This window comes from Acidovorax sp. SRB_14 (assembly GCF_012932145.1).
In the GTDB taxonomy this organism is placed as follows: Bacteria; Pseudomonadota; Gammaproteobacteria; order Burkholderiales; family Burkholderiaceae_C; genus Simplicispira.
On record NZ_MWOK01000018.1, the window covers coordinates 1 to 23003 of the forward strand.

General features: G+C 67.0%; 22 protein-coding genes. 4 read left to right on the forward strand and 18 right to left on the reverse strand.

Translation table 11 applies throughout. The features are described from left to right. Together B2J86_RS13515 and corA are read left to right on the forward strand one after the other, a co-directional pair. Nucleotides 1–516 (forward strand): uracil-DNA glycosylase family protein (locus tag B2J86_RS13515; protein WP_254068114.1); only part of this gene is annotated, 516 nt, incomplete at its 5' end. Between the two features lie 217 nt (nt 517–733). Further along, entirely contained in the window at nt 734–1720 is a 987-nt protein-coding gene (corA, locus tag B2J86_RS13520) for a magnesium/cobalt transporter CorA (protein ID WP_169169159.1), read from the forward strand. Between the two features lie 57 nt (nt 1721–1777). Here corA and B2J86_RS13525 read toward each other — a convergent pair whose 3' ends face one another. From B2J86_RS13525 to B2J86_RS13585, 13 genes are all read right to left on the reverse strand, one after another. Continuing rightward, nucleotides 1778–2527 carry a 5'-methylthioadenosine/adenosylhomocysteine nucleosidase gene (locus B2J86_RS13525; RefSeq protein WP_169635742.1) on the reverse strand — a complete coding sequence of 250 codons (750 nt, stop codon included), beginning with the start codon at nt 2525–2527 and terminating at the stop codon, nt 1778–1780. Nucleotides 2528–2661: 134 nt separating this feature from the next. Then, nucleotides 2662–4275: an ABC transporter substrate-binding protein gene (locus tag B2J86_RS13530; RefSeq protein ID WP_173025869.1), complete on the reverse strand. Its 1614-nt coding sequence runs from the start codon at nt 4273–4275 to the stop codon at nt 2662–2664. A 23-nt stretch (nt 4276–4298) separates the two neighbouring features. After that, on the reverse strand, nt 4299–5360 hold the full coding sequence (locus B2J86_RS13535) for a peptide ABC transporter ATP-binding protein (RefSeq protein WP_169169156.1): 1062 nt from the start codon (nt 5358–5360) through the stop codon (nt 4299–4301). Beyond that, nucleotides 5357–6397, reverse strand: a complete 1041-nt coding sequence (locus tag B2J86_RS13540) for an ABC transporter ATP-binding protein (RefSeq protein ID WP_173025870.1) — start codon at nt 6395–6397, stop codon at nt 5357–5359. Before B2J86_RS13540 ends, B2J86_RS13535 begins: the two co-directional genes overlap by 4 nt. An 8-nt stretch (nt 6398–6405) precedes the next feature. Beyond that, a complete protein-coding gene (locus B2J86_RS13545; protein ID WP_173025871.1) occupies nt 6406–7308 on the reverse strand; it encodes an ABC transporter permease subunit in 903 nt (300 codons plus the stop codon). 11 nt (nt 7309–7319) lie between these two features. Then, entirely contained in the window at nt 7320–8330 is a 1011-nt protein-coding gene (locus B2J86_RS13550) for an ABC transporter permease subunit (protein ID WP_169169167.1), read from the reverse strand. A 95-nt stretch (nt 8331–8425) separates the two neighbouring features. Beyond that, nucleotides 8426–10105: a long-chain-fatty-acid--CoA ligase gene (locus B2J86_RS13555; RefSeq protein ID WP_169635746.1), complete on the reverse strand. Its 1680-nt coding sequence runs from the start codon at nt 10103–10105 to the stop codon at nt 8426–8428. A gap of 126 nt (nt 10106–10231) precedes the next feature. Beyond that, nucleotides 10232–11719, reverse strand: a complete 1488-nt coding sequence (locus B2J86_RS13560; RefSeq protein WP_173025872.1) for an NAD(P)(+) transhydrogenase (Re/Si-specific) subunit beta — start codon at nt 11717–11719, stop codon at nt 10232–10234. Beyond that, nucleotides 11716–12042: an NAD(P) transhydrogenase subunit alpha gene (locus B2J86_RS13565; RefSeq protein ID WP_173025873.1), complete on the reverse strand. Its 327-nt coding sequence runs from the start codon at nt 12040–12042 to the stop codon at nt 11716–11718. The genes B2J86_RS13560 and B2J86_RS13565 overlap by 4 nt, the downstream gene beginning before the upstream one ends. Nucleotides 12043–12146: 104 nt before the next feature. Continuing rightward, nucleotides 12147–13262, reverse strand: a complete 1116-nt coding sequence (locus B2J86_RS13570) for a Re/Si-specific NAD(P)(+) transhydrogenase subunit alpha (protein ID WP_173025874.1) — start codon at nt 13260–13262, stop codon at nt 12147–12149. A gap of 188 nt (nt 13263–13450) precedes the next feature. Further along, on the reverse strand, nt 13451–14515 hold the full coding sequence (gene fba, locus B2J86_RS13575; RefSeq protein ID WP_169635748.1) for a class II fructose-bisphosphate aldolase: 1065 nt from the start codon (nt 14513–14515) through the stop codon (nt 13451–13453). 78 nt (nt 14516–14593) lie between these two features. Further along, the gene (locus B2J86_RS13580) at nt 14594–15922 is read right to left on the reverse strand and encodes a histidine kinase dimerization/phospho-acceptor domain-containing protein (protein WP_169635766.1); all 1329 of its coding nucleotides are present in this window, start codon (nt 15920–15922) and stop codon (nt 14594–14596) included. Nucleotides 15923–15963: 41 nt separating this feature from the next. Next, entirely contained in the window at nt 15964–16671 is a 708-nt protein-coding gene (locus tag B2J86_RS13585) for a response regulator transcription factor (RefSeq protein WP_169169165.1), read from the reverse strand. Nucleotides 16672–16731: 60 nt separating this feature from the next. On the opposite strand from B2J86_RS13585, the gene B2J86_RS13590 reads away from it, so the two are divergent. Continuing rightward, on the forward strand, nt 16732–17481 hold the full coding sequence (locus B2J86_RS13590; RefSeq protein ID WP_173025876.1) for a phosphatase PAP2 family protein: 750 nt from the start codon (nt 16732–16734) through the stop codon (nt 17479–17481). Beyond that, complete coding sequence (locus B2J86_RS13595; protein WP_169169147.1) at nt 17468–18064, forward strand: phosphatase PAP2 family protein; 597 nt, start codon at nt 17468–17470, stop codon at nt 18062–18064. The genes B2J86_RS13590 and B2J86_RS13595 overlap by 14 nt, the downstream gene beginning before the upstream one ends. Here the strand turns inward: B2J86_RS13595 and pyk are convergent. From pyk to fmt, 5 genes are all read right to left on the reverse strand, one after another. After that, complete coding sequence (gene pyk, locus B2J86_RS13600; RefSeq protein ID WP_169169146.1) at nt 17997–19433, reverse strand: pyruvate kinase; 1437 nt, start codon at nt 19431–19433, stop codon at nt 17997–17999. The genes B2J86_RS13595 and pyk overlap by 68 nt on opposite strands. 144 nt (nt 19434–19577) lie before the next feature. Continuing rightward, complete coding sequence (locus B2J86_RS13605) at nt 19578–20777, reverse strand: phosphoglycerate kinase (protein ID WP_173025877.1); 1200 nt, start codon at nt 20775–20777, stop codon at nt 19578–19580. 76 nt (nt 20778–20853) lie between these two features. Then, nucleotides 20854–21189, reverse strand: coding sequence for an AzlD domain-containing protein (locus B2J86_RS13610; RefSeq protein ID WP_173025878.1), 336 nt, complete (start codon nt 21187–21189; stop codon nt 20854–20856). After that, a complete protein-coding gene (locus tag B2J86_RS13615) occupies nt 21186–21998 on the reverse strand; it encodes an AzlC family ABC transporter permease (protein ID WP_173025879.1) in 813 nt (270 codons plus the stop codon). The genes B2J86_RS13610 and B2J86_RS13615 overlap by 4 nt, the downstream gene beginning before the upstream one ends. Beyond that, nucleotides 21995–22981 carry a methionyl-tRNA formyltransferase gene (fmt, locus tag B2J86_RS13620; RefSeq protein ID WP_173025880.1) on the reverse strand — a complete coding sequence of 329 codons (987 nt, stop codon included), beginning with the start codon at nt 22979–22981 and terminating at the stop codon, nt 21995–21997. The genes B2J86_RS13615 and fmt overlap by 4 nt, the downstream gene beginning before the upstream one ends. Nucleotides 22982–23003 lie beyond the last annotated feature (22 nt).

Sequence of the window (23003 nt, forward strand, 5' to 3'; positions counted from 1 at the left end):
CCGGGCTTTGCCCTGCTCGCGCCGCAGCGGCTGTACCTTGAGGCCGGTGCGCACACCGCCCCGGCCGCACTGGGCGCCGGCTGGCTGATCGTGGCCGAGGGCCCCGGCGGCGCCGACCCGCTGGCGGACGAGCCCGGGCGCCTGCTCGACAACATGCTGCGCGCGCTGCAGCTGCACCGCCACCCACGGGTCTTCCTGTGCACGCTGCAGACGCAGGCCTCCGACGCGCCGCCCGCCGCGCCCTGCGCCGAGGCCCTTGCGCAGGCGGTGGCGGCCGTGCAGCCGGCACTGGTGCTGGTGATGGGACGCGCAGCGGCGCGCGCCGTGCTCGGGCGCAGCGAGCCGCTGGGGCACCTGCGCGCGCAGCCGCATGCCGTGGGCGGTGTGCCCGCCGTCGTCACCTACGATGCGCCCTACCTGCTGCGCGCACCCGCGGCCAAGGCCGCCGCCTGGGCCGACCTGTGCCGCGCGCGCGCGCTGGCCGGTGGCGCGGCCCCGGCTTCGGCACCCGGCTGACCGCCACGCGCTGTCACGGCGCGGTCGCAGAACCGGTTCACGATGACTCGGCGGCCGCGCCCCGAGGGCAATGCGATAATCGCCGGCTTGATTTTTGTGTGGAGAAACACCTTGGAAACCTACCCCAGTCGGTAGCTTTCAGCTCCCAGGCCAGTGGCGGGGGTTGAAAGCGCACCCCATTCCCCCGCTACCGATCGCCATTTCCAGGGAGTGAGCCATGCTCAACATCTTCACGCTTGCCAACGGACGACTCTTCCAGGAAGAAATCGAGTCGCTCGAAGAACTGTCCCAGTTCCAGCCCATCTGGGTGGACCTCGAATCGCCCACGCTCGACGAAAAGCGCTGGATCAAGCAGTACTACGGCCTGTCGATCCCCGAGGACGCGATGGACGAGGACATCGAGGAGTCCGCCCGCTTCTACGAAGAGGACAACGGCGAGCTGCACATCCGCAGCGACTTTCTGATCGACGACGACGAAGACCCGCGTTCGGTGCGCGTGGCCTTCATCCTGAACCAGCACAACGCCGACCTGAAAAGCCGCGGCGTGCTGTTCTCCATCCACGACGAAGACGTGCCCGTGTTCCGCCTGCTGCGCATGCGCGCACGGCGCGCGCCCGGCCTGATCGAGGATGCCAAGGAAGTGCTGCTCGCACTGTTCGACACCGATGCCGAGTATTCGGCCGACACGCTGGAGAACATCTACGACGAGCTCGAAAAGGTGAGCAAGCAGGTGCTCTCGGGCGACGTGACCGACGCGCGCGCCAGTGAGGTGCTGGCCGCCATCGCGCGCCAGGAAGACTTGAACGGGCGCATCCGCCGCAACGTGATGGACACGCGCCGCGCCGTGAGCTTCATGATGCGCAGCAAGATGCTCAACGCCGAGCAGTTCGAGGAAGCGCGCCAGATCCTGCGCGACATCGAATCGCTGGACAACCACACGGCCTTCCTGTTCGACAAGATCAACTTCCTGATGGATGCCACCGTGGGCTTCATCAACATCAACCAGAACAAGATCATCAAGATCTTCTCGGTCGCCAGCGTGGCGCTGCTGCCGCCGACACTGATCGCCAGCATCTATGGCATGAACTTCAAGTTCATGCCTGAGCTGGAATGGTCGATGGGCTACCCCTATGTGCTCGCGCTGATGCTGGCCAGCGCGCTCGTCCCGATGTGGTACTTCCGCAAGCGCGGCTGGTTGAAATAAATTTCAAGCCAAATCGGCATCAAACGCTTGTGCAACAAGCGCTGATAGCTCTTTATTTCATAGCGAAAGCAGCAATGCGCGCACGATGTGGTCGGCGTAGCGGCTGGCCACGGCCGCGATGAAGCGCGGAAAGTCCACGTGCGCGTCATCGTCGGCGCGGTCCGAGATGGTGCGCACCGCCGCGAACGGCACGCCGTAGTCCAGGCACACCTGGGCCACGGCCGCGCCTTCCATCTCCACGGCCAGCACCTCGTGGCCGGCGGCGCGCAGCGGCTCGCGCAGCGCGCGCGACACCTGGGCGCAGGTGACAAAGCGGTCGCCACTGGCGACCAGCCCCTGGTGCAGGCGCGGCGCGTCCTGCATGAATTCATGGTCAAAATGGCCTCCAGCGCTTTCCAGGCAAGCGCTGACAGCTCCTGAAAGCAGAGCAGTCAAAGCCGCGTCGCAGGGCAGGCGCACGCCCGCGTAGCCCGGCACCTGCCAGCGCGCGAACAGCGGCGAGGCGTCCATATCGTGCTGCACATAGTCCTGCGCCACTACCACGTCGCCCACGCGCACGCCCTCGCCGAGGCCGCCGGCCACGCCGGTGAAGACGATGCGCGTGGCGCCAAAGCGCTCGATCAGCGCGGCGGCCGTGGTCGCCGCCGCCACCTTGCCGATGCCGCTGAGCGCCAGCACCACCGGCTGGCCCTGCAGCACGCCCCGGCTGAACACGCGCCCGGCGTGCCGCACCTGCGCCGCCTGCTGCAGGCTGGCGAGCAGGCCGGATTGTTCTTCGGGGAGGGCGCTGAGGATGGCGGTGGTCATGGCGGCGGGGTCGATCCAACACAAAAACGGCAAAGAAAAGCCCCGGGCCATCGACGGCGCCAGGGCGGCGGCACGGCGCGCGGGCCGTGCACTGCGGGGCCGGTGCGCACGCGGGCGCGCACCGGCTTGCGAGCTTACTTGATGTCCACGCCGTAGAAGTTGTGGCGCCCGAATGGGCTGAGCTTGAAGTCCACCACCTCCTTGCGCACGGGTTTCAATTGCACCGCGTGCGCAATGGTGAACCACGGCGCCTGCTCCTTGAAGATCACCTGGGCCTTCTTGTACAGCTCGGTGCGCTCGGCCTGGCTGGTCACGGTCTTGGCCTTGACCACGAGCTCTTCATAGGGCTGGTAGCAGAACTTGGCGATGTTGCTGCCGCTGGCCGACTGGGCCGAGGCGCAGCCGAGCAGGGTGTAGAGGAAGTTGTCCGGATCGCCGTTGTCGCCGGTCCAGCCCAGCATGCCCATCTGGTGTTCGCCGGCCTGCATGCGCTTGCGGTACTCGCCCCATTCAAACGATTTGATCTCGGCCTTGACGCCGATCTTGGCCAGGTCGGCCTGCATCAGCTCGGCGATGCGCTTGGCGTTGGGGTTGTAGGGGCGCTGCACCGGCATGGCCCACAGGTCGGTGGACAGGCCGTTGGGGTAGCCGGCCTCGGCCAGCAGCTTCTTGGCCGCGGCCGGATCGAACGGATCGTCCTTGACCGCGTCGTTGTACGACCACATGGTCGGCGGGATCGGGTTCTTGGCGGCCACGCCGGTCGACAGGTAGACGCCGTCGATGATGGCTTTCTTGTCGATCGCCATGTTGATGGCCTTGCGCACGCGCACGTCGTCGAACGGCTTCTTGGTGGTGTTGTAGGCCAGGTAGCCGACGTTCAGGCCGGGCTGCTCTAGCACCTGCACGTTGGCGTCCTTGCGAATGGCGTCGAGGTCGGCCGGGTTCGGGTAGGGCATGACATGGCACTCGCCCTTTTGCAGCTTGGCCCAGCGCACCGAGGCGTCGGGTGTGATCGCATAGACCAGGTCGTCGAGCTTGGCCTTGCCGCCCCAGTAGGCCGGGAAGGCCTTGTAGCGGATCACGGCGTCCTTCTGGTACTGCACCAGGTAGAACGGGCCGGTGCCGATCGGGTCCTGGTCGATCTTCTCGGGCGTGCCGGCCTTGAGCATGGCATCGGCGTATTCCTTCGATTGCACGGCCGCATACGGCATGGCCAGGTTGGCCAGGAATGGCGCCTCGGGCTTGTTGAGCGTGATCTTGATGGTGTAGTCGTCGACCTTGGCCACCGACACCAGCAGCTTGGGCATGCCCATGTCGTTGAAGTACGAGTGGTTCGGGCTGGTGACCTTGAAGTAGGGGTTGTCTTCCTTCCACTGGCGCTCGAACATGAACAGCACGTCGTCGGCGTTCATGTCGCGCGTGGGCTTGAAGCTCTTGCTGGTGGTGTGCCACTTCACGCCCTTGCGCAGGTGGAAGGTGTATTCCTTGCCGTCGGCCGACACCTCCCAGCGCTCGGCCAGGCCCGGCACGACCTTGGTGCCGCCGCGCTCGAACTCGACCAGGCGGTTGTAGATGGGCTCGTTGCCGTCGAACGAGGTGCCCGTGGTGTTCACGCCGGGGTAGAAATTCTCCGGACTGCCCTCGGAGCAGAACACCAGGGTCTTGGCCGAGGCGGCGCCAGCGGCCAGCAACACGGGCAGGGCCAGCGCGGCCAGGGCGAATCGCTTGCGCGAGGGGGTGTGTGTCATCACAGGTCTCCTTCAGGTTGAAATCAGGCCACCGGGGTCGGCGACGCCGCAAGAGGTGCCGAACCGGTGGCCGGCGCCAGGAAATCCTCGGCATAGTGGCAAGCCACCAGGCGCTCGTCCACCGGCCGCTGCAGCGGCCGCTCGGCGCGGCAGCGCTCGGTGGCGTAGGCGCAGCGCGTCGAGAACACGCAGCCCGGCGGCGGATGCAGGGGCGAGGGCAGTTCGCCCTTGAGCACGATGCGCTCGCGGCGCGGGCCGCCCGCGGCCACCAGCCCCGGCGTCGACGCCAGCAGCGCCTGGGTGTAGGGGTGCAGCGGCTGCGCAAAGATCTTGTGCTTGGGGCCCTGCTCGACGGCATGGCCGAGGTACATCACCAGCACGTCGTGGGCGATGTGGCGCACCACGGCAAGGTCGTGCGAGATGAACAGGTAGGCCAGGCCCAGGTCGCGCTGCAAATCGGCCAGCAGGTTCAGCACCTGGGCCTGGATCGACACGTCGAGCGCGGACACCGGCTCGTCGGCGACCACCAGCTTGGGGCTGAGCATGAGCGCGCGCGCAATGGCGATGCGCTGGCGCTGGCCGCCCGAGAACATGTGCGGGTAGCGGTCGGCGTATTCGGGGCGCAGGCCGACCTGGGCCAGCATGGCGCGCGCGCGCTCGGCACGCTCGGCCTTGGACAGCCGGGTGTTGATGGCCAGCGGGTCTTCGAGCGCCGCGCTGATCTTCTTGCGCGGGTTGAGCGAGCCGTAGGGGTTCTGGAACACCAGCTGCACGGTCTTGCGCAGCTGCTGGCGCTCGCGCGCCGTGGCGTGCGTGACGTCGGTGCCGTCGAGCACCAGGCGGCCCGACGTCGGCGTCTCGATCAGCGACACCATGCGCGCCAGCGTCGACTTGCCGCAGCCCGACTCCCCGACCACGGCCAGCGTCTGGCCCGCGCGCACCGCAAACGAGACGCCGCCCACGGCCTGCAGCTGCGCCGGCGCGCGCAGCAGGCCGCGGCGGATCGAATAGACCTGGCGCAGGTCCTCGGCCTGCACCACGGTGGCGCGGTCAGGCACCGCGGCGCCGGGGAACTGCGCGCTCATGCGGCCACCTCCACCGCCACCGGGCCGTCGGCCTCGATGCGCACCTGCCGCGTGGCATCGCGCAGCGGATAGTGGCAGCGCACCTGGATGTCCGGCAGGCCCGCCACGCCCGCCGGCACCGGCCGCAGCTCGGGCCGCAGTGCCTGGCAGCGCACCGTGGCGTAGGCGCAGCGCGGCGCGAACAGGCAGCCCGTGGGCCGGTCGTAGAGCCCGGGCACCACGCCGGGGATGGTGGCCAGCCGCCCGTCGGCGCCGACCTGCTCGGGCATGGCCGCCAACAGCGCTTCGGTATAGGGGTGCTGGGGCGCGGCGAACAACGCATCGACCGTGCTCTGCTCGACCACCTGGCCGGCATACATCACGGCCACGCGCTGCGCCATCTCCTGGACCACGCCCATGTTGTGCGTGATCAGCACCAGCGCCATGCCGCGCTCCTGCTGCAGCTGGCGCAGCAGGTCGAGGATTTGCGCCTGGATCGTCACATCGAGCGCCGTGGTGGGCTCGTCGGCGATCAACAGGCGCGGGTTGCAGGCAATGGCCATGGCGATCATCACGCGCTGGTTCATGCCGCCCGACATCTGGTGCGGGTAGTCGTTCAGGCGCGCGCTGGCGGAAGGAATGCCGACCTGCTCGAGCAGCTCGGTGGCACGCCTGCGGGCCGCTGCCCGGTCCATCTTGAGGTGCAGGCGCAGCACTTCCATCAGCTGGAAGCCGATGGTGAAGCACGGGTTCAGGCTCGTGGTCGGGTCCTGGAAGATCATGGCCACGTCCTTGCCGACGAGGCTGCGGCGCTGGCGGTCCGACAGGCCCAGCAGGTCGTGGCCGGCGAATTGCAGCTGCTGCGCGCGCACCTGGCCCGGGTAGCCGATCAGGCCCATCAGCGCCATCATCGTGACGCTCTTGCCCGAGCCGGACTCGCCGACGATGCCCAGCACCTCCCCTTCCTGCAGCTGCAGGCTGACGCCGTCGACGGCGTGCATGACGGCCCCCTGGGTGGGGAAGTCGACGTGAAGATTCTCGATGTCCAGCAATGCCATGGCGTCGTTTACCGTTTGAGCTTGGGGTCGAGCGCGTCGCGCAGGCCGTCGCCGAGCAAATTGAAGGCCAGAACCGCGACCACGATCATCAGGCCCGGGAAGGTGACAACCCACCACGCGCGCATGACGAACTCGCGCGCGTCGGCCAGCATGGTGCCCCACTCGGGCGAAGGCGGCTGCGCGCCCAGGCCCAGGAAGCCCAGCGCCGCGGCATCGAGGATGGCCGTGGACACGCCCAGCGACGCCTGCACGATGAGCGGCGCCGCGCAGTTGGGCAGCACCTCGCTGAACATCAGGCGCAGCGTGCCGGCGCCGCTGACGCGCGCGGCCGTCACGTAGTCCTTGGACACCTCGCTGATGACGGCCGCGCGCGTGATGCGCACATAGTGCGGCAGCACCACCACCGCCACCGCCAGCATGGCGTTGATGAGGCCGGGCCCCAGGATGGCGACGATCACGATGGCCAGCAGCAGGCTGGGCAGCGTCAGGATGATGTCCATGAGGCGCATGATCGCGATCTCCAGGATGCCGCGGTAGAAGCCCGCCACCAGCCCGAGGCTCACGCCCAGGGCGAGGGCGATCAGCACCACCACGGCCCCGATGGACAATGACAGCCGTGCACCGTGGATCAGGCGCGAGAGAATGTCGCGGCCGATCGCGTCGGTGCCCAGCAGGTAGGTGGACATGCCGCCGTCCTGCCAGAACGGCGGTTTCAGAAAGGCCGCGCTGTTGGTCTGGTCGGGCGCATGCGGTGCGATGAGCGGCGCAAACAGCGCCAGCAGCAGCAGCGCGCACACGACGACCAGGCCGAACACCGCGCCCTTGTTGGCGGAGAACGCGCGCCAGAACTCGCGCAGCGGGCTCGGAGGGGTGGACGCGGCGGGGCGCGCCGTCAGGATGGTGGAAGCCATGGCGCGCACTTTCAGTGGCCGGCGCGGATGCGCGGATTGATGATGCCGTAGGTCACATCGACCAGCAGGTTGACGAGCATGACGACGGTGCCCAGCAGCAGCATGCCGCCCTGCAGCACCGGGTAGTCACGCCGGTTGATGGCCTCGATCAGCCACTTGCCCACGCCGGGCCAGGAAAAGATGGTCTCGGTCAGGATGGCACCGGTGAACAGCACGCCTACCTGCAATCCGATCACGGTGACCACGGGAATCAGCGCATTGCGCAGCGCATGCAGGGCCACGATGCGAAAGCCCGAGAGCCCCTTGGCGCGCGCCGTGCGGATGTAGTCCTCGCCCAGCACTTCGAGCATGGCCGAGCGCGTCATGCGCGCCACCACGGCCAGCGGGTTGGTGCCCAGCACAATGGCCGGCAGGATCAGGTGTTGGAGCGCCGAGAAGAACGCGGCGGTCTCACCCGCGCGCAGCGAGTCCCAGAGCAGAAAACCGGTGCGGGGCTCGACATAGTGCATGACGTCGATGCGGCCCGACACCGGGGTGACGCCGAGGTAGACCGAAAACCCCATGATGAGCAGCAGACCCCACCAGAAGATCGGCATCGAGTAGCCCGTGAGCGACACGGTCATCACGCCATGGTCGAACCAGGAGTTGCGCTTCACGGCAGCGACGATGCCGGCAGGAATGCCCAACAGCAGGGCGAACGCAATCGCGCACAAGGCCAGTTCGATGGTGGCCGGAAACAAGGTCAGGAACTCGTCGAGCACCGGCACCTGGGTGATGATGGATTTGCCCAGGTCGCCCTGCAGCACGCGGCCGATGTAGATGCCATATTGCGTGAGCACCGGCTTGTCGAGCCCATACTCCACCAGCAGGGCGGCATGGCGCGCGGCATCGATGCCACGCTCTCCGGCCATGGTCTCGATGGGGTCGCCTGGAACGAGGCGAATCAAAAAAAACGCCAGCAAGGTCATCCCCAGAAAAGTTGGGATGAGCAAGCTGACGCGGGTGAGCAGAAAACGCAGCATCGCTCAATGATGCATGAAGAATCCGGGGCCTCTGGCTCAGGGTTTTCGCTAAAAAACCCTGATTGGCGGGTCCTTGCCGTGCCGCAAGAGACAGGCTATTTTTTGTCGCGCAGTTCGCGGCGCAGGATCTTGCCCACGGGGGTTTTGGGCAATTCGGTGCGGAACTCGATCACCTTCGGCTGCTTGTAGCCGGTCAGGTTGGTGCGGCAAAACTCCCTGACCTGCGCCTCGGTCAGATCCTCGGATTTCTTCACGATGACGAGCTTGACGGCCTCGCCGGTCTTCTCGTCCGGCACCCCCACCGCCGCGCATTCGAGCACGCCCGGGCAGTTGGCGATGACCTCTTCGACTTCGTTGGGATAGACGTTGAAGCCGCTGACCAGCACCATGTCTTTCTTGCGGTCGACGATCTTGAAGAAGCCATGCTCGTCCATGGTGCCGATGTCGCCCGACTTGAAGTAGCCGTCCTCGGTCATGACCTTGGCGGTTTCATCGGGGCGCTGCCAATAGCCAGCCATCACCTGGGGGCCCTTGATGGCGATCTCGCCAGGCTGCCCCAGGGTTGTCACCTCGCGGCCCTCGTCGTCGAGCAGCTTCATGTAGGTGCTCGGAATGGGGACGCCGATGGTGCCGGTGAATTCCTTGGCCGTCACCGGGTTGCAGCTGGCGGAGGGGCTGGTTTCTGACAGCCCGTAGCCTTCGCAGACCGGGCAGCCGGTCTTCTCCAGCCACAGCTTGGCCACGGCGCCCTGCACCGCCATGCCTCCACCCACCGAGACCTTGAGGTTTTTCCAGTTGACGGTGTGGAAGTCGGGGTGGTTGGCCAGGCCGTTGAACAAGGTGTTCACCGCCGGGAAGCTGTGGAAGGTGTGCTTGGAAAGCTCCTTCAGTACCGCAGGCAGGTCGCGCGGATTGGGGATCAGGATGGTCTTTCCGCCCGTGCGCATGCTCAGCATCATGTTCACGGTAAAGGCAAAGATGTGGTACAGCGGCAGCGCGCAAATGCTGGTGGGCTGCTCATTGGCGGGCACCTGCTTCATGGCGGGTGCGTTCCAGGCCTCGGACTGCAGTACGTTGGCAATCACGTTGCGGTGCAGCAGCACGGCCCCCTTGCTCACGCCCGTGGTGCCGCCGGTGTACTGCAGCAGTGCCACATCGTCGGGCTTGATCTCCGGCTGCTTGAGCGTGCCCCGCTTACCCTGCGCGATGGCGTCGTTGAACCGCACCGCGCCCGGCAGGCTGTAGGCAGGCACCATCTTCTTCACATTGCGCACCACGTAGTTGACCAGCGCTCCCTTGAGCATGCCGAGCTGGTCGCCCATGGTGCACAGCACCACGTGCTTGACGGCGGTGTTGGCGATGCACTGCTGCAAGGTGTGGGCAAAGTTTTCGATGATGACAATGGCCTTCGCGCCCGAGTCCTTGAGCTGGTGCTCCAGTTCCCGCGGCGTGTACAGCGGGTTGACGTTGACGACCACGAAGCCCGCACGCAGGATGGCGGCCACTGCCACCGGGTATTGCGGTACGTTGGGCATCATGATGGCCACGCGGTCACCCTTCACCAGGCCCAGGCCCTGCAGGAAAGCGGCCATGGAACGGCTCAGTGCGTCTGTTTGCGCAAACGTCACCTCCTTGCCCATGAAGCTGTAGGCCACGCGGCCCGCGTGGCGGCGGAACGCCTCGTCCATCAGTGCGACCAGCGAGGGGTACTGCGCGGTGTCGATGTCGGCAGGCACACCCTGCGGATACGCGGCCAGCCAGGGACGATCGGTCATTCTTGTCTCTCCATACTTCTTGTTGCAATTAGACCGGCATTGTCATGGCGTGCACCGGCTCCCCGCGTCTGTGCTTTCCCTAAGGCGCGGCAAGCCCGGTGCCTGCCGTGCCCGCTGTCGCGCGCGCTATTCGATGGCTTTGGCCATCTCCTCGACGACTTTCTTGGCATCGCCAAACACCATCATGGTCTTGTCCATATAGAACAATTCGTTGTCCAGGCCTGCGTAGCCCGAAGCCATCGAGCGCTTGTTGACGATCACGGTCTTGGCCTTGTAGGCCTCCAGAATGGGCATGCCGTAAATGGGGCTGCCCTTGGTGTGCGCGGCCGGATTCACCACGTCGTTGGCGCCGAGGATGATCGCCACGTCGGCCTGCCCGAACTCGCCGTTGATGTCCTCCATCTCGAACACTTGGTCGTAAGGCACCTCGGCCTCGGCCAGCAATACGTTCATGTGGCCCGGCATGCGCCCGGCCACCGGGTGGATGGCGTACTTGACCGTGATGCCTTTGTCGGTGAGCTTTTGTGCCAGCTCCTTGACCGCGTGCTGCGCGCGTGCCACCGCCAAGCCGTAGCCGGGCACGATGATCACGGTCTCGGCATTGCCCAGCACGAAGGCAGCGTCGTCGGCACTGCCGCTCTTGACGGGCCGCTGCGCCTGCCCGCCGCCGCCCGCCGCGGTGGTGGCCTCGCCGCCAAAACCGCCCAGGATCACATTGAAGAACGAACGGTTCATGGCCTTGCACATGATGTAGCTCAGGATCGCGCCCGAACTGCCCACCAAGCTGCCGGCAATGATCAGCATCGAGTTGTTCAGGCTGAAACCGATGCCGGCCGCCGCCCAGCCCGAGTAGCTGTTGAGCATCGACACCACCACTGGCATGTCGGCGCCGCCGATCGGGATGATGATCAGCACGCCCATGGCAAAGGCCAGCGCCAGCATGGCAAAGAACGCTGGCCAGCTTTCGGTGACAACAAAGACCAGGCCCAGGGCCACGGTCAGCAGCCCCAGCACCAGGTTCAGCTGGTGCTGGCCGGCAAACTGCACCGGCGCACCCTGGAACAGGCGGAACTTGTACTTGCCGGCGAGCTTGCCAAAAGCGATCACGGAGCCGCTGAAAGTGATCGCGCCAATGGCCGCGCCGAGGAACAGCTCGAGCCGGTTGCCATAGGGAATGGCGTAGCGCAGGAAGCCATCGACGACCACCGCGCCGTCGGCGGTGGGCACGCCGACCGAGGCGGCAACTGGCACCGGCGTGATACCGAAAGCCCAGGGCTCGGCCACCGCGGCGATGCCGATGAACACCGCTGCCAGGCCGATCATGCTGTGCATGAACGCCACCAGCTCGGGCATCTTGGTCATCTCGACCCGCTGTGCCATCCCGGCGCCGGCGCTGCCGCCGACCAGCAAACCCAGCAGCACCCAGCCCAGGCCGAGCGCACTGCCGGCCAGAGTGACGATGAGCGCCGCCGTGGTCACCACGGCGATGGCCATACCAGCCATGCCGAAGGCGTTGCCGCGGATCGAGGTGGTGGGGTGCGACAAACCCTTGAGCGCCTGGATGAAACAGACGCTGGCGACCAAGTACAGCAGGGTGACGGCGTTCATGCTCATTTCGCGTCTCCCTGGGCCACCACGGGTGCCTTGCGTTCTTTCTTCCGGAACATCTCCAGCATGCGGCGCGTCACGAGAAAGCCGCCGAACACATTGACGGCGGCGAGCGCCACGGCCAGCACGCCCATGGTTTTGCCCAGAGGGGTCTCGGTCAGGGCGGCCGCCAGCATGGCGCCGACGATGACGATGGCCGAGATGGCATTGGTCACCGCCATGAGGGGCGTGTGCAGCGCGGGCGTGACGGTCCAGACCACGTGGTAGCCCACGTAGATGGCCAGCACGAAGATGATGAGGTTGAGGATGGTGGGGGAAACCAGGTCCATGGTGTCAGTTCCTTAGTGTGGCAAGGCCATCGGGAAGGGGCCAGAGGCACTGCAGGCGATGCAGCCGCCCTGAAGCCCGTGGCGCGGCGTCGGTGTGCGCACTGTCAAGCACGCCTCACCGCGCCCTGGTAGGCGACCAGGCAAGCGTCCACGATGTCGTCGTTGAGATCGACCTGCAAAACGCCCTGCGCATCGATGACGAGCTTGAGGAAGTCGAGCACGTTGCGCGCATACAGGGCAGATGCATCGGCCGCCACCAAGGCCGGCAAGTTGGTTTCGCCGATCAGCGTCACGCCATGCTGGAGCGTGACGGCACCGGCCTGCGTCAAGGGGCAGTTGCCGCCCTGGGCGGCCGCCAGATCGACAATGACCGACCCCGGTTTCATGGCCTTGACCATGTCTTCGGTGACGAGCACGGGCGCAGCGCGGCCCGGGATCAGCGCGGTGGTGATGACGATGTCGGCTGCCGCCACGCGTTTGGCCACTTCCTGCTTCTGGCGGTCGAGCCAGCTTTGCGGCATGGGCCGGGCATATCCGCCCACCCCCTCGGCGGCCTCTTTTTCTTCGGGTGTTTCATAGGGCACGTCGATGAATTTCGCGCCCAGCGATTCGACCTGCTCCTTGACGCTGGGGCGCACGTCAGAGGCCTCGATCACCGCGCCCAGGCGCTTGGCGGTGGCAATGGCCTGCAGGCCGGCCACCCCTACGCCCAACACCACGACACGCGCGGCCTTGACGGTGCCGGCGGCGGTCATCAGCATGGGAAAGATGCGCTGGTAGTTGTCCGCCGCCAGCATGACGGCCTTATAGCCGGCGATATTGGCCTGCGAGGACAGCACATCCATGCTCTGCGCGCGCGAGGTGCGCGGCGCAGCCTCCAGCGCATAAGCCGTCAGGCCCGCCTGCGCCATGCGCTGCAGGCCTGGCGCATCGAAGGGGTTGAGCATGCCGACGACGGTGGTACCCGTGCGCAGCAGCGCCATCTCGGGCTCTTGCGGAGCCCGTACCTTGAGCACCAAATCGCACGCGAATGCGCCAGCGGCATCGGTGATCTCGGCGCCTGCCGCCTCATAGGCCCCATCGGGCACGCTGGCAGCAGTCCCCGCGTGGGCCTGAACGCGCACGGTGTGCCCTTGGGCCTTGAGTTTCTTGACCGTTTCAGGGGTTGCAGCAACCCGGGTCTCTCCCGCCATCGTTTCGGCTGGCACGCCAATCAGCATGTATGTCTCCTCGTGGTATTGCTCAGTTCTGTTGACTGACCACGAGCTTACATGAAGAAACTTTTATGGCTGGCGTTTATTGCCGATCTGGACGGAGCTGCTCAGGGTCCAGGAGAGCAGTCTCACCAAGGGTGGCCCAAGAGCAACGCCAGCGTCCGCTGTCTGGCACACACCCCAAGCGCGGTGGATCAGTTGACCACTTGGGCCAGTGCGCCCGATGCGTACTGTGCTGCCACCACCTGCAGGCTGTGGCTCTTGATCTTCGCGCCCTGCCCTTCGCAGCCGAACTCGATGTAGCGCTGCTTGCAGATGGCCTTGGCGGCCTCGCGCGCAGGCTTGAGCCATTCACGGGCATCGAATTTTTCAGGGTTTTCAAACAGGAACTTGCGCACCGCGCCGGTCATGGCCAGGCGGATGTCGGTGTCGATGTTGATCTTGCGCACGCCGAACTGGATGGCCTTCTGGATCTCCTCGACGGGCACGCCGTAGGTTTCTTTCATCTTGCCGCCGTACTGGTTGATGGTGGCCAGCAAATCCTGCGGTACCGACGACGATCCGTGCATCACCAGGTGGGTGTTGGGGATGCGCTGGTGGATGGCCTGCACGCGGTCGATGGCCAGAATGTCTCCGGTGGGCTTGCGCGAGAATTTGTAGGCGCCGTGGCTGGTGCCAATGGCGATGGCCAGTGCGTCGAGCTGGGTGCGTTTGACGAAGTCGGCAGCTTGTTCCGGGTCGGTGAGAAGCTGCTCACGCGTCATGACGGCATCGGTGCCGTGCCCGTCTTCCTTGTCGCCCTGCATGGTCTCGAGCGAACCGAGGCAGCCCAGCTCGCCTTCGACCGTAACGCCCAGCTGGTGCGCCATGTCCACGACCTTGCGGGTCACCTCAATGTTGTACTCATAGCTTGCGATGGTCTTGCCATCGGCCTCCAGCGAGCCATCCATCATCACGGAGCTGAAGCCCAGGTCGATGGCGCCGCGGCATACGTCGGGGCTTTGCCCATGGTCCTGGTGCATCACCAAGGGAATGTGGGGATAGGCTTCGACGGCCGCCTGGATCAGGTGCTTGATGAACGCCTCGCCCGCGTACTTGCGCGCGCCGGCACTGGCCTGCAGGATGACGGGCGCACCCGTTTCATCCGCGGCGGCCATCACGGCCTGCACCTGTTCGAGGTTGTTGACGTTGAAAGCGGGGATGCCGTAGCGGTTTTCAGCAGCGTGGTCGAGCAGTTCGCGCATCGAGACGAGTGGCATGGTCGTGGGTCCATTCAAGGTTGATGAAGGCCGCGAAGGCCTGTGGCAGCGGTGGTAACCGCTTCGTAACCATGGATTTTAGCGGGCTTGCCATTTCGCGGTCGATGCGAAATCCAGACGGTAGCAGGTGGTGAACGGCGCCTGCGCAGCGGTTTGCGCAAACGTGGCGCTGTGCACCGCCGCGACACGCGCGACGATTTCATGGCCCAGGTGCAAACTGTCCGCCAACGGGCGCGTGGGCTGGGCCTTCTGCCGCCCTGCTCCATCGTCACACACCTGCAGCCAGGCCGCAAAGTCGTCGGCAGGCCCTCCGAGGCCACATTGCACTTCCACGCACGTCCCTCGGGGCGTATGGCGCAAGGCATTCTCGATCAGATTGCGCAGCGCCATCTCCAACAACACGGCATGGCCGGGGAGGAACAGTTCCGCAGGGGCCGACACCGACAACTCGCTCCCGTGATCCCACGCGGCAGGGGCACAGTCGGCCGCGACAGAGCGCACCAGCTGTGCGAGGTCCACCGGCGCGGCCGCCTCCTGCCACCGGTTGCGGGCGATGCGCGCCAGGGCCAACAGCTGGGTCAGCACATGGCCTGCGCGCAGTGCATCGGCGTGCAGGCGTTCGAGCGCGTGCGCCTGTTCCGCGCGGGGCAGGCCCGCGCCGAGCGCCTGCGCCTGCAAGGCGATCGATGCCATCGGCGTGCGCAGTTCATGGGCGACCTCGTTGGCGAACTCGCGCTCGCGCGCCAGCGCGGCCTTCTGGCGCGCGAGCAAGTTGTTGATGGAGTCCACGATGGAATCGAACTCTTGCAGCGGGTGACGCTGCACCATGCCCTGGTCGCCCCGCACATCGAGCTGCGCCACCTCTTGCGAGAGCTCGTACAGCGGCCGAAGTCCGCGCCGAATGGCCAGTCCCAGGGCCAGCGCCACCACCGGCAGCAGCCACAGGCCCGGCTCAATCATCTGCCCGGCAATATCGTGCGCCAACGCATCGCGCTCCTGCAAGTCCAGCAGCACCACGATCTTGCGGCTGCGCGCGCTATCCCACTGCGCAAAGCTGCGCCACAGCTTTGCGTTCGCCCCCAGGCGCTGCTCTGCATACCCTGGCGCTGTGTTGAACGGCGGCAGTGGCGCCGCGCCGGTGCGCACCAGCACCCGGCCTTGCGCATCCCACAGCACGACACTCAGCGATTGCTGGTAGTCGTGGCTTTTGAGCCCGGGCAAAGTGCTCAGCGGCGTCGCCGGTGTGGGCTCCGACATGGCCTGCACCTGCAGGTTCAGCACCAAGGCCGACACGCTGGCCAACTGCCCGTCGGTCAGTTCATCCGCTTCCTCCACGCCTGTCTGGTATGCCAGCGCCACAAAACAAGCCCACACCAACACCAGCGCTCCCAGGGACCACGCCAGCATTCGGCGCGTGAGCGAGCCACTGGCCTGCCTGGCAGGCGACGTCACGCGGCCTCCCGCGGAATGAAATAGCCTACGCCGCGCATGGTGCGGATGCATTGGCTGCCGAGTTTGCGGCGCAGGTGGTGGATGTGCACTTCCACGGCATTGCTGTCAACCGCTGACTGCCAGCTGTAGAGGCGTTCCTCCATCTGTGCGCGCGACAGCACCCGGCCCCGCGCCTCCAGCAAGAGCCACAACACCGCGAATTCGCGCGGGGAGAGATCCACAGGCGCTCCGCGCAGGCGCACCGTGCGCGCGGCCGGATCGAGTTCGATGTCGCCATGGCGGACCACGGGCTGCGACCGTCCCGCGGCGCGGCGCAGCATGGCGCGCAAACGCGCTTCGAGCTCATCCACGTCAAACGGCTTGGTGATGTAGTCGTCTGCCCCCAGGTCCAGTCCTGCGATGCGCTGATGGACATGGTCGCGTGCGGTCATGATCAGGACCGGCATATCCGGATCGGGCAGCGCGTTTTCGGCGAACGCGTCCTGCCCTGCGCCGGCCGCGCCGCGCAAGCGCGGCAACAGGCTGCTGCCGTCCCCATCGGGCAGCCCCAGGTCCAGCAGCACGGCGTCGAACGCCTCGCTGCGCAGTGCGTTCCATGCGCTGGCAATGGAATCACACACGTCCACGGCATAGCCGCGCTGCTCCAAATTGGCGCGCAAGCCGCTGGCAATACCGGCATCGTCCTCGACCACAAGAATTCGCATCCGGCGATTGTCGCGCCCTGTTAAGACGCGGTTAAGCACGGCGGCCTATCGTTTTCGCCCATGCCCCATCTTCTGAGCGCGCCGCCCGTGGCGCCTTACCGCCCGGCCCGCACCGCGCTCTGCACCCTGCTTGCCTTTCTGTGCTTGCTGGCATGGGATGCGGCCGGCCAGGACCTCGCATTGGCCCAGGTTTTCGGCAATTCCCATGGCTTTCCCCTGCGCGAACATTGGTTCCTGGTCTATGGGCTGCACGAAGGCCCGCGCCGCTTGGCTTGGCTGTTGACACTGGCGCTGACGCTGGCGATCTGGTGGCCCTTTGGCGTGCTGCGCCGGGTGGGCCACGCCGAGCGTTTGCAACTGGCCATCACGACGCTGCTGTCATTGGCGGTCGTCACCGCGTTGAAATACACCAGCACCACCAGCTGCCCCTGGAGCCTGGCGCAGTTCGGTGGCGTGGCGCGCCATGTCTCGCATTGGGCGCTGGGAACGCTGGATGGTGGCGGCGGTCGGTGCTTTCCGGCCGGCCACGCCGCTGCGGGCTTTAGCTTCCTCGGCGGCTACTTTGCGTTGCGCCGTCTGCATCCGCGCCAGGCGCACGCGTGGCTGGCCGCTGCGCTGGCGAGCGGCCTGGTGCTGGGCTGGGCCCAGCAAATGCGCGGCGCCCACTTCCTGAGCCACACACTCTGGACCGGCTGGCTGTGCTGGACCACTGCCTGGGTCTGCGATCTGGTCAGCCAACGGCTGCAGCATCTTCCTCGGCGGGCACGCAGCACTCCTCTCACCAAAGACTCCCCCCATGCTGCCACTTGATCTGGCCATCTTTCAGACCTTGAACGCCGGCCTGGACACGCCTGCCGGCGTGGTCACACTGGCGCGTTGGGTTTCGCAGGTCGGCCCGGCAGCGATCGGCGCCTTGATTGCCGCCAGCCTGGTCGGCAAGCAGCACCGCGGCCCGCCTTGGCGCACCCTGATCGTGTGCCTGATGGCACTGCTCCTCACGTGGTGCGCCGTGCGTGGAATACGCGACTGGTTTCCCGTCTCCCGGCCCGCGCAGCTGGGCCTGGGGTTTCAGTGGATCAAGCAAGGCGCGCGCCCGGGGTTCCCCAGCATGCACGCGGCCACGTCCTTTGCCCTGGCGCAGGGCCTGCTGCTGTGCAGCCAGCGCGCCCTGGGATGGACCGCATGGTTGGTTGCCGGCGCCGTGGCCTGGAGCCGGGTGTGCCTGGGCGTCCATTTCCCTTCGGACGTGCTCGCCGGCCTGCTGGTCGGCACGGCCATTGCGTCGTTGGTCGCGCTGGCCGCGCGGGCCGGCGGGGCTGCCGCGGTCAGCTGGCGCGGCAGATTTTCAGCATATTGGTCCCACCCGGCGCGCCCATGGGCTCCCCGCATGTGATGGCGTAGACGTCTCCCGTGTTCACGATGCCGCGCGCCTTGAGGTGTCCTTCGGCCTGCTCCAGGGCCGTGTCGCGGTCGGCACTGGTGTCCATGAGCAGCGGCCGGACATTGCGGAACAAGGCCATGCGCCGCTGCGTGGTCACCTTGGGGGTGAGCGCATAGATCGGAATATGGATGCGGTGGCGGCTCATCCACAGCGCGGTGGAGCCGCTCTCGGTCATGGCCACAATCGCCTTGGCACCCAGATGGTGCGCCGTGAACAAGGCCCCCATGGCAATCGACTGGTCGATGCGCCCGAACGTCCGGCCGGTGAAGTCGGCGTCCAGCTCCACATCCTCGGCCGATTCGGCCGCGGCGCAGATCTTGGCCATCTCCAGCACGGTTTCCAGCGGATACTTGCCCGCCGCCGTCTCGGCGCTGAGCATCACGGCATCGGTGCCATCGAGCACGGCATTGGCCACGTCGCTCACCTCGGCGCGCGTGGGCACGGGGTTGGTGATCATGCTCTCCATCATCTGCGTGGCGGTGATGACGACCTTGTCCATCTCGCGCGCCATGCGGATCATTTTTTTCTGCAGCGCCGGCACCACGGCATTGCCGACCTCGACGGCCAGATCGCCCCGCGCGACCATGATGCCGTCGCTGGCGCGCAGGATCTCCTCGAGCCGCGGAATCGCCTCGGCGCGCTCGATCTTGGCGATCAGCCCCGGCTTGTGGCGGTATTCGGCGGCGGCCACATTGCACAGCTGGCGCGCCATTTCCATGTCGGTGGCGTTCTTGGGAAAGCTCACGGCCACGTAGTCGGCCTGGAAGCTCATCGCCGTGCGGATGTCCTCCATGTCCTTGGCCGTCAGCGCAGGCGCCGTCAGCCCCCCGCCCTGCTTGTTGATGCCCTTGTTGTTGGACAGCTCGCCGCCGATCTTCACGGTCGTGTGCACGGCTTCGCCACGCACCGCGTCCACGGTGAGCACGATCAGGCCGTCGTTGAGCAGGAGCACATCGCCAGCGCGCGTGTCGCGCGGCAGTTCCTTGTAGTCCAGCCCCACACCGTCCACATCGCCCGGCTCGGTGCGCGAGGCATCGAGCACGAACTGCGCGCCCGGCTCCAGCTGGACGCGGCCTTCGGCAAACCGGCCGACCCGAATTTTGGGGCCTTGCAGATCGGCCATGATCGCCACCTCGCGCCCCGCCCGATGCGCCGCGGCCCGCACCGCGGCCGCGCGGTCGATATGGTCCTGCGCCTTGCCGTGGCTGAAGTTGAGCCGAACGACATTCACGCCGGCCGCGATCATCCGCTCCAACAACGCCGGGTCGCTGGAGGCGGGGCCCAGGGTGGCAACGATTTTGGTGGCACGGCGCACTCGCATCGGAAAACTCCTGTATGTAATCGGGTTTCAATTCTTACATGAAAGCAGTTACAGGCAGGGCCCCGCGGGTCCTGCCTGCCGGCCTTTGCCACCGGATGTGGAGCGGCGCGGCACCGAAGGCCGCGCCCTGCACCACGGCAGGCGTCAACCGCCTGCCCCAGCGCGCTTTTCGAGGATCTCGAACGCCGGGAGCTGTTTGCCTTCCAACACCTCGAGAAAGGCGCCGCCGCCGGTGGAGATGTAGCCCACCTGCTTTTCGATGCCGTACTTGGCGATGGCCGCCAGCGTATCGCCGCCACCGGCAATGCTGAACGCCTCGGACTCTGCGATGGCATGGGCAAGGGTGCGCGTGCCGTTTTCAAACGCCGGAAATTCGAACACCCCGACGGGACCGTTCCAGACGATAGTGCCTGCGGACTTGAGCTGCACCGCCAGGCGCGCTGCGGTGTCGGGGCCGATGTCCAGAATCAGATCGTCTTCCTCGACGGCGGTGGCCGCCTTCACGGTGGCCACGGCATCGGCGGCAAACGCCTTGGCCGTGACCACGTCGGTGGGAATCGGCACCGCGGCGCCGCGCGCCTTCATGGCATCGATCACCGCACGGGCCTCGGCCACCAGGCCGGGTTCGGCCAGGCTCTTGCCGATCGGCAGGCCGGCCGCCAGCATGAAGGTGTTCGCAATGCCGCCGCCGACGATCAACCGGTCGACATTCTTGGCCAGGCTCTGCAGGATGGTGAGCTTGGTCGAGACCTTGGAGCCGGCCACGATGGCGACCAGCGGGCGCTTGGGGTGCGCCAGCGCCTGGGTCAGCGCGTCGATTTCGGCCGCCAGCAGCGGGCCGGCGCACGCGATGGGGGCGTACTGGGCAATGCCGTAGGTCGTGCCTTCGGCGCGGTGCGCCGTGCCAAAGGCGTCGTTGACGAAGATGTCGCACAGCGCCGCCAGCTTGCGCGCCAGGGCTTCGCTGTTTTTCTTTTCACCCACGTTGGCGCGGCAGTTCTCCAGCAGCACGACCTCGCCGGGCTGCACCTGCACGCCATCGACCCAGTGCGCCAACAGCGGCACCGGGCGCCCCAGCAGCTCGGACAGGCGCTGCGCCACCGCGGCCAGGGAGTCTTCGGGCTTGAACTCGCCCTCGGTGGGGCGGCCCAGGTGGCTGGTGACCATCACGGCGGCGCCCGCGTCGAGCGCCATCTGGATGCAGGGCACGGAGGCGCGGATGCGCGTGTCCTCGGTGATGCGGCCCTGGCCGTCCAGTGGCACGTTCAGGTCGGCACGGATGAACACGCGCTGGCCACGGGCTTGGCCCTGGGCGCACAGGTCGGAAAAGCGAAGGATATTCATGGGAAAAGGGGTTCCGGCAGATCGCGGGTTGAGCAGGGCTGCCATTGTAGGCAGGCGCCCCCGCGCGCCGGTCCGGCTACCAGCCCAGCGCGATGTGCAGCGGCAGGTACACCGCCATCCCGACCACGATGGTGCCCAGGATGCCGCGGCGCCAGAAATAGTAGGGCGCAGCGCACAGCACGGCCGGCAGGCGCGCGTCCTGCCAGGTGGTGATGAACGCGCCCTGCGCCATGAGGACCTCGGGTGCGATCACGGCCGTGAGCGCTGCCAGGGGGGCGTACTTGAGCCCGCGTTTGAGCCAGTCGGGCATGGGCAGTTCGCGCTCGGGCAGCATGAAGAAGGCGCGCGTCAGCAGGGTGATGAGCGCCAGGCCCATGATGGCCAGCAGCGGTCCGAACCAGTCCCCGTTCATGGCCGGCCCTCCTCGCCCAGCGCCACGGTCTCGCGGGCCTGCGCAGGCGGCACTGCCGCGGCCGGCGCAGGGCCGTCCAGGGGCGCGGGCGGCACGGCGTGCGGGCGGCGCCGGTCCACGGCCTCGACCAGCAGACCGGCGGCCACGGCGGCCGCGATCGCCACCAGGATGTTGAGTTTCAGCGGCAGCGCAAAGGCGGCGATGGCGGCCGTGGCCGCCACGCCCGTGGCCAGCCAGGTGGCGCGGTCAAACAGCAGCGACAGCAGCACGCCCAGCAAGGCCAGCACCCCCGCGAACCCGAGGCCCCACGACAGCGGCACCACGTTGGCCAACAGAATGCCGGCGATCGAGGGCAGCTGCCACGACAGCCAGTTGAGCGAGGCCGCGCCCCAGAAATAGGGCACCTGGCTGGGCTCCGGCACCGGGTGCGGGTAACGCTTCATGAAGGCCACGAAGATCACGTCGCCGCTGAAATACCCCACCGCCAGGCGCTGGCGCAGCGGCAGGTGCTGAAAATAGGTGCGCCACATGCTGCTGAAGATCACGAAGCGCAGGTTGACGCACGACGCCGTGAGCCAGACCACCCACAGGGGCGCGCCCGTGGCCAGCAAGGGGATCACGGCCAGCTGCGCGCTGCCGGCATACACCAGCAGCGACATTGCCAGCGCCAGGGGCACGGACATGCCGCTCTTGACCATGGCAATGCCCGTCACCAGTCCCCAGGCACCGACGCCGACCCCCGTGCCCACCATGTCCGACACCCCCAGACGGAAGAAGGGGTCGCGCACGGCGGCGCGCAGCGCCGTCATGCCTCCGGCTCGGCCGCGGGGGCATGGCCCAGCAGCATGCCGGGCTGCAGATCGAAGCCGCGCAGGAAGTCGGCCACCGGCAGGCGCTTGCCACCGGCGCGCTGCAGCACCGTGAGGCGCAGCGCACCTTCGCCGCAGGCCACGGTCACGCCGCCTGCATTGACAGACAAAATCTGCCCATAACGCACGCCTGGCAATCGCTGATAGCTATCAATTTCGCAGTCCCATACCTTGATCACATCGGCCCCCAGCGTGGTGCTGGCGCCCGGGAACGGGTCAAATGCGCGGATGCGCCGGGCAATGGCCTGCGCGGCCTGCGCCCAGTCGATGCTGCTTTCGGACTTGTCGATCTTGTGCGCATAGGTCACGCCCTGCGCCGGCTGCGGCACAGGCTGCAGGCCGCCGCCGGCGACGCGCTCCAGCGCCTGTACCACCAGGCGCCCGCCGAGCACCGCCAGGCGGTCGTGCAGGGTGGCCGTGGTGTCGGTGGCGGCAATGGCGGTCTTTTCAAACAGCAGCATGTCGCCCGTGTCCAGGCCCGCATCCATTTGCATGATGGTCACGCCGGTCTCGGGGTCGCCGGCTTCGATGGCCCGGTGGATGGGCGCCGCACCGCGCCAGCGCGGCAGCAGGCTGGCGTGGATGTTAAGGCAGCCGCGCGCGGGCAGGTCCAGCACCCATTGCGGCAGGATCAGCCCGTAGGCGGCCACCACCATGGCGTCGGCGTTCGCGGCCACCAGGGCGGCACGCGCCGCCGCGGCGTCCTCGGGGTATTTGCCATCCAGGCGCAGGCTGCGCGGTTGCGCGACCGCGATGCCGCGTTCCAGCGCGTATTGCTTGACGGGCGAGGCCTGCAGCTTCATGCCGCGCCCGGCCGGGCGGTCGGGCTGGGTCAGCACCAGCGGCACGTCAAAGCCCGCCTCGACCAGCCGCTGCAAGGCCACGCGGGCGAAATCGGGGGTGCCGGCAAAGATGATTTTCATGGGCGGGGGCACAGCACGCCGG

Coding starts and splice junctions, on each gene's coding strand:
- B2J86_RS13610 (WP_173025878.1), bottom strand. CDS start 21,189: ATGAACGGGGACTGGTTCGGACCGCTGCTGGCCATCATGGGCCTGGCG.
- B2J86_RS13565 (WP_173025873.1), bottom strand. CDS start 12,042: ATGGACCTGGTTTCCCCCACCATCCTCAACCTCATCATCTTCGTGCTG.
- B2J86_RS13590 (WP_173025876.1), top strand. CDS start 16,732: ATGCCCCATCTTCTGAGCGCGCCGCCCGTGGCGCCTTACCGCCCGGCC.
- B2J86_RS13540 (WP_173025870.1), bottom strand. CDS start 6,397: ATGGCATTGCTGGACATCGAGAATCTTCACGTCGACTTCCCCACCCAG.
- B2J86_RS13545 (WP_173025871.1), bottom strand. CDS start 7,308: ATGGCTTCCACCATCCTGACGGCGCGCCCCGCCGCGTCCACCCCTCCG.
- B2J86_RS13535 (WP_169169156.1), bottom strand. CDS start 5,360: ATGAGCGCGCAGTTCCCCGGCGCCGCGGTGCCTGACCGCGCCACCGTG.
- B2J86_RS13525 (WP_169635742.1), bottom strand. CDS start 2,527: ATGACCACCGCCATCCTCAGCGCCCTCCCCGAAGAACAATCCGGCCTG.
- B2J86_RS13530 (WP_173025869.1), bottom strand. CDS start 4,275: ATGACACACACCCCCTCGCGCAAGCGATTCGCCCTGGCCGCGCTGGCC.
- B2J86_RS13580 (WP_169635766.1), bottom strand. CDS start 15,922: ATGCTGGCGTGGTCCCTGGGAGCGCTGGTGTTGGTGTGGGCTTGTTTT.
- B2J86_RS13550 (WP_169169167.1), bottom strand. CDS start 8,330: ATGCTGCGTTTTCTGCTCACCCGCGTCAGCTTGCTCATCCCAACTTTT.
- corA (WP_169169159.1), top strand. CDS start 734: ATGCTCAACATCTTCACGCTTGCCAACGGACGACTCTTCCAGGAAGAA.
- B2J86_RS13585 (WP_169169165.1), bottom strand. CDS start 16,671: ATGCGAATTCTTGTGGTCGAGGACGATGCCGGTATTGCCAGCGGCTTG.
- B2J86_RS13595 (WP_169169147.1), top strand. CDS start 17,468: ATGCTGCCACTTGATCTGGCCATCTTTCAGACCTTGAACGCCGGCCTG.
- fmt (WP_173025880.1), bottom strand. CDS start 22,981: ATGAAAATCATCTTTGCCGGCACCCCCGATTTCGCCCGCGTGGCCTTG.
- B2J86_RS13560 (WP_173025872.1), bottom strand. CDS start 11,719: ATGAGCATGAACGCCGTCACCCTGCTGTACTTGGTCGCCAGCGTCTGT.
- B2J86_RS13570 (WP_173025874.1), bottom strand. CDS start 13,262: ATGCTGATTGGCGTGCCAGCCGAAACGATGGCGGGAGAGACCCGGGTT.
- B2J86_RS13555 (WP_169635746.1), bottom strand. CDS start 10,105: ATGACCGATCGTCCCTGGCTGGCCGCGTATCCGCAGGGTGTGCCTGCC.
- pyk (WP_169169146.1), bottom strand. CDS start 19,433: ATGCGAGTGCGCCGTGCCACCAAAATCGTTGCCACCCTGGGCCCCGCC.
- B2J86_RS13615 (WP_173025879.1), bottom strand. CDS start 21,998: ATGACGGCGCTGCGCGCCGCCGTGCGCGACCCCTTCTTCCGTCTGGGG.
- B2J86_RS13605 (WP_173025877.1), bottom strand. CDS start 20,777: ATGAATATCCTTCGCTTTTCCGACCTGTGCGCCCAGGGCCAAGCCCGT.
- fba (WP_169635748.1), bottom strand. CDS start 14,515: ATGCCACTCGTCTCGATGCGCGAACTGCTCGACCACGCTGCTGAAAAC.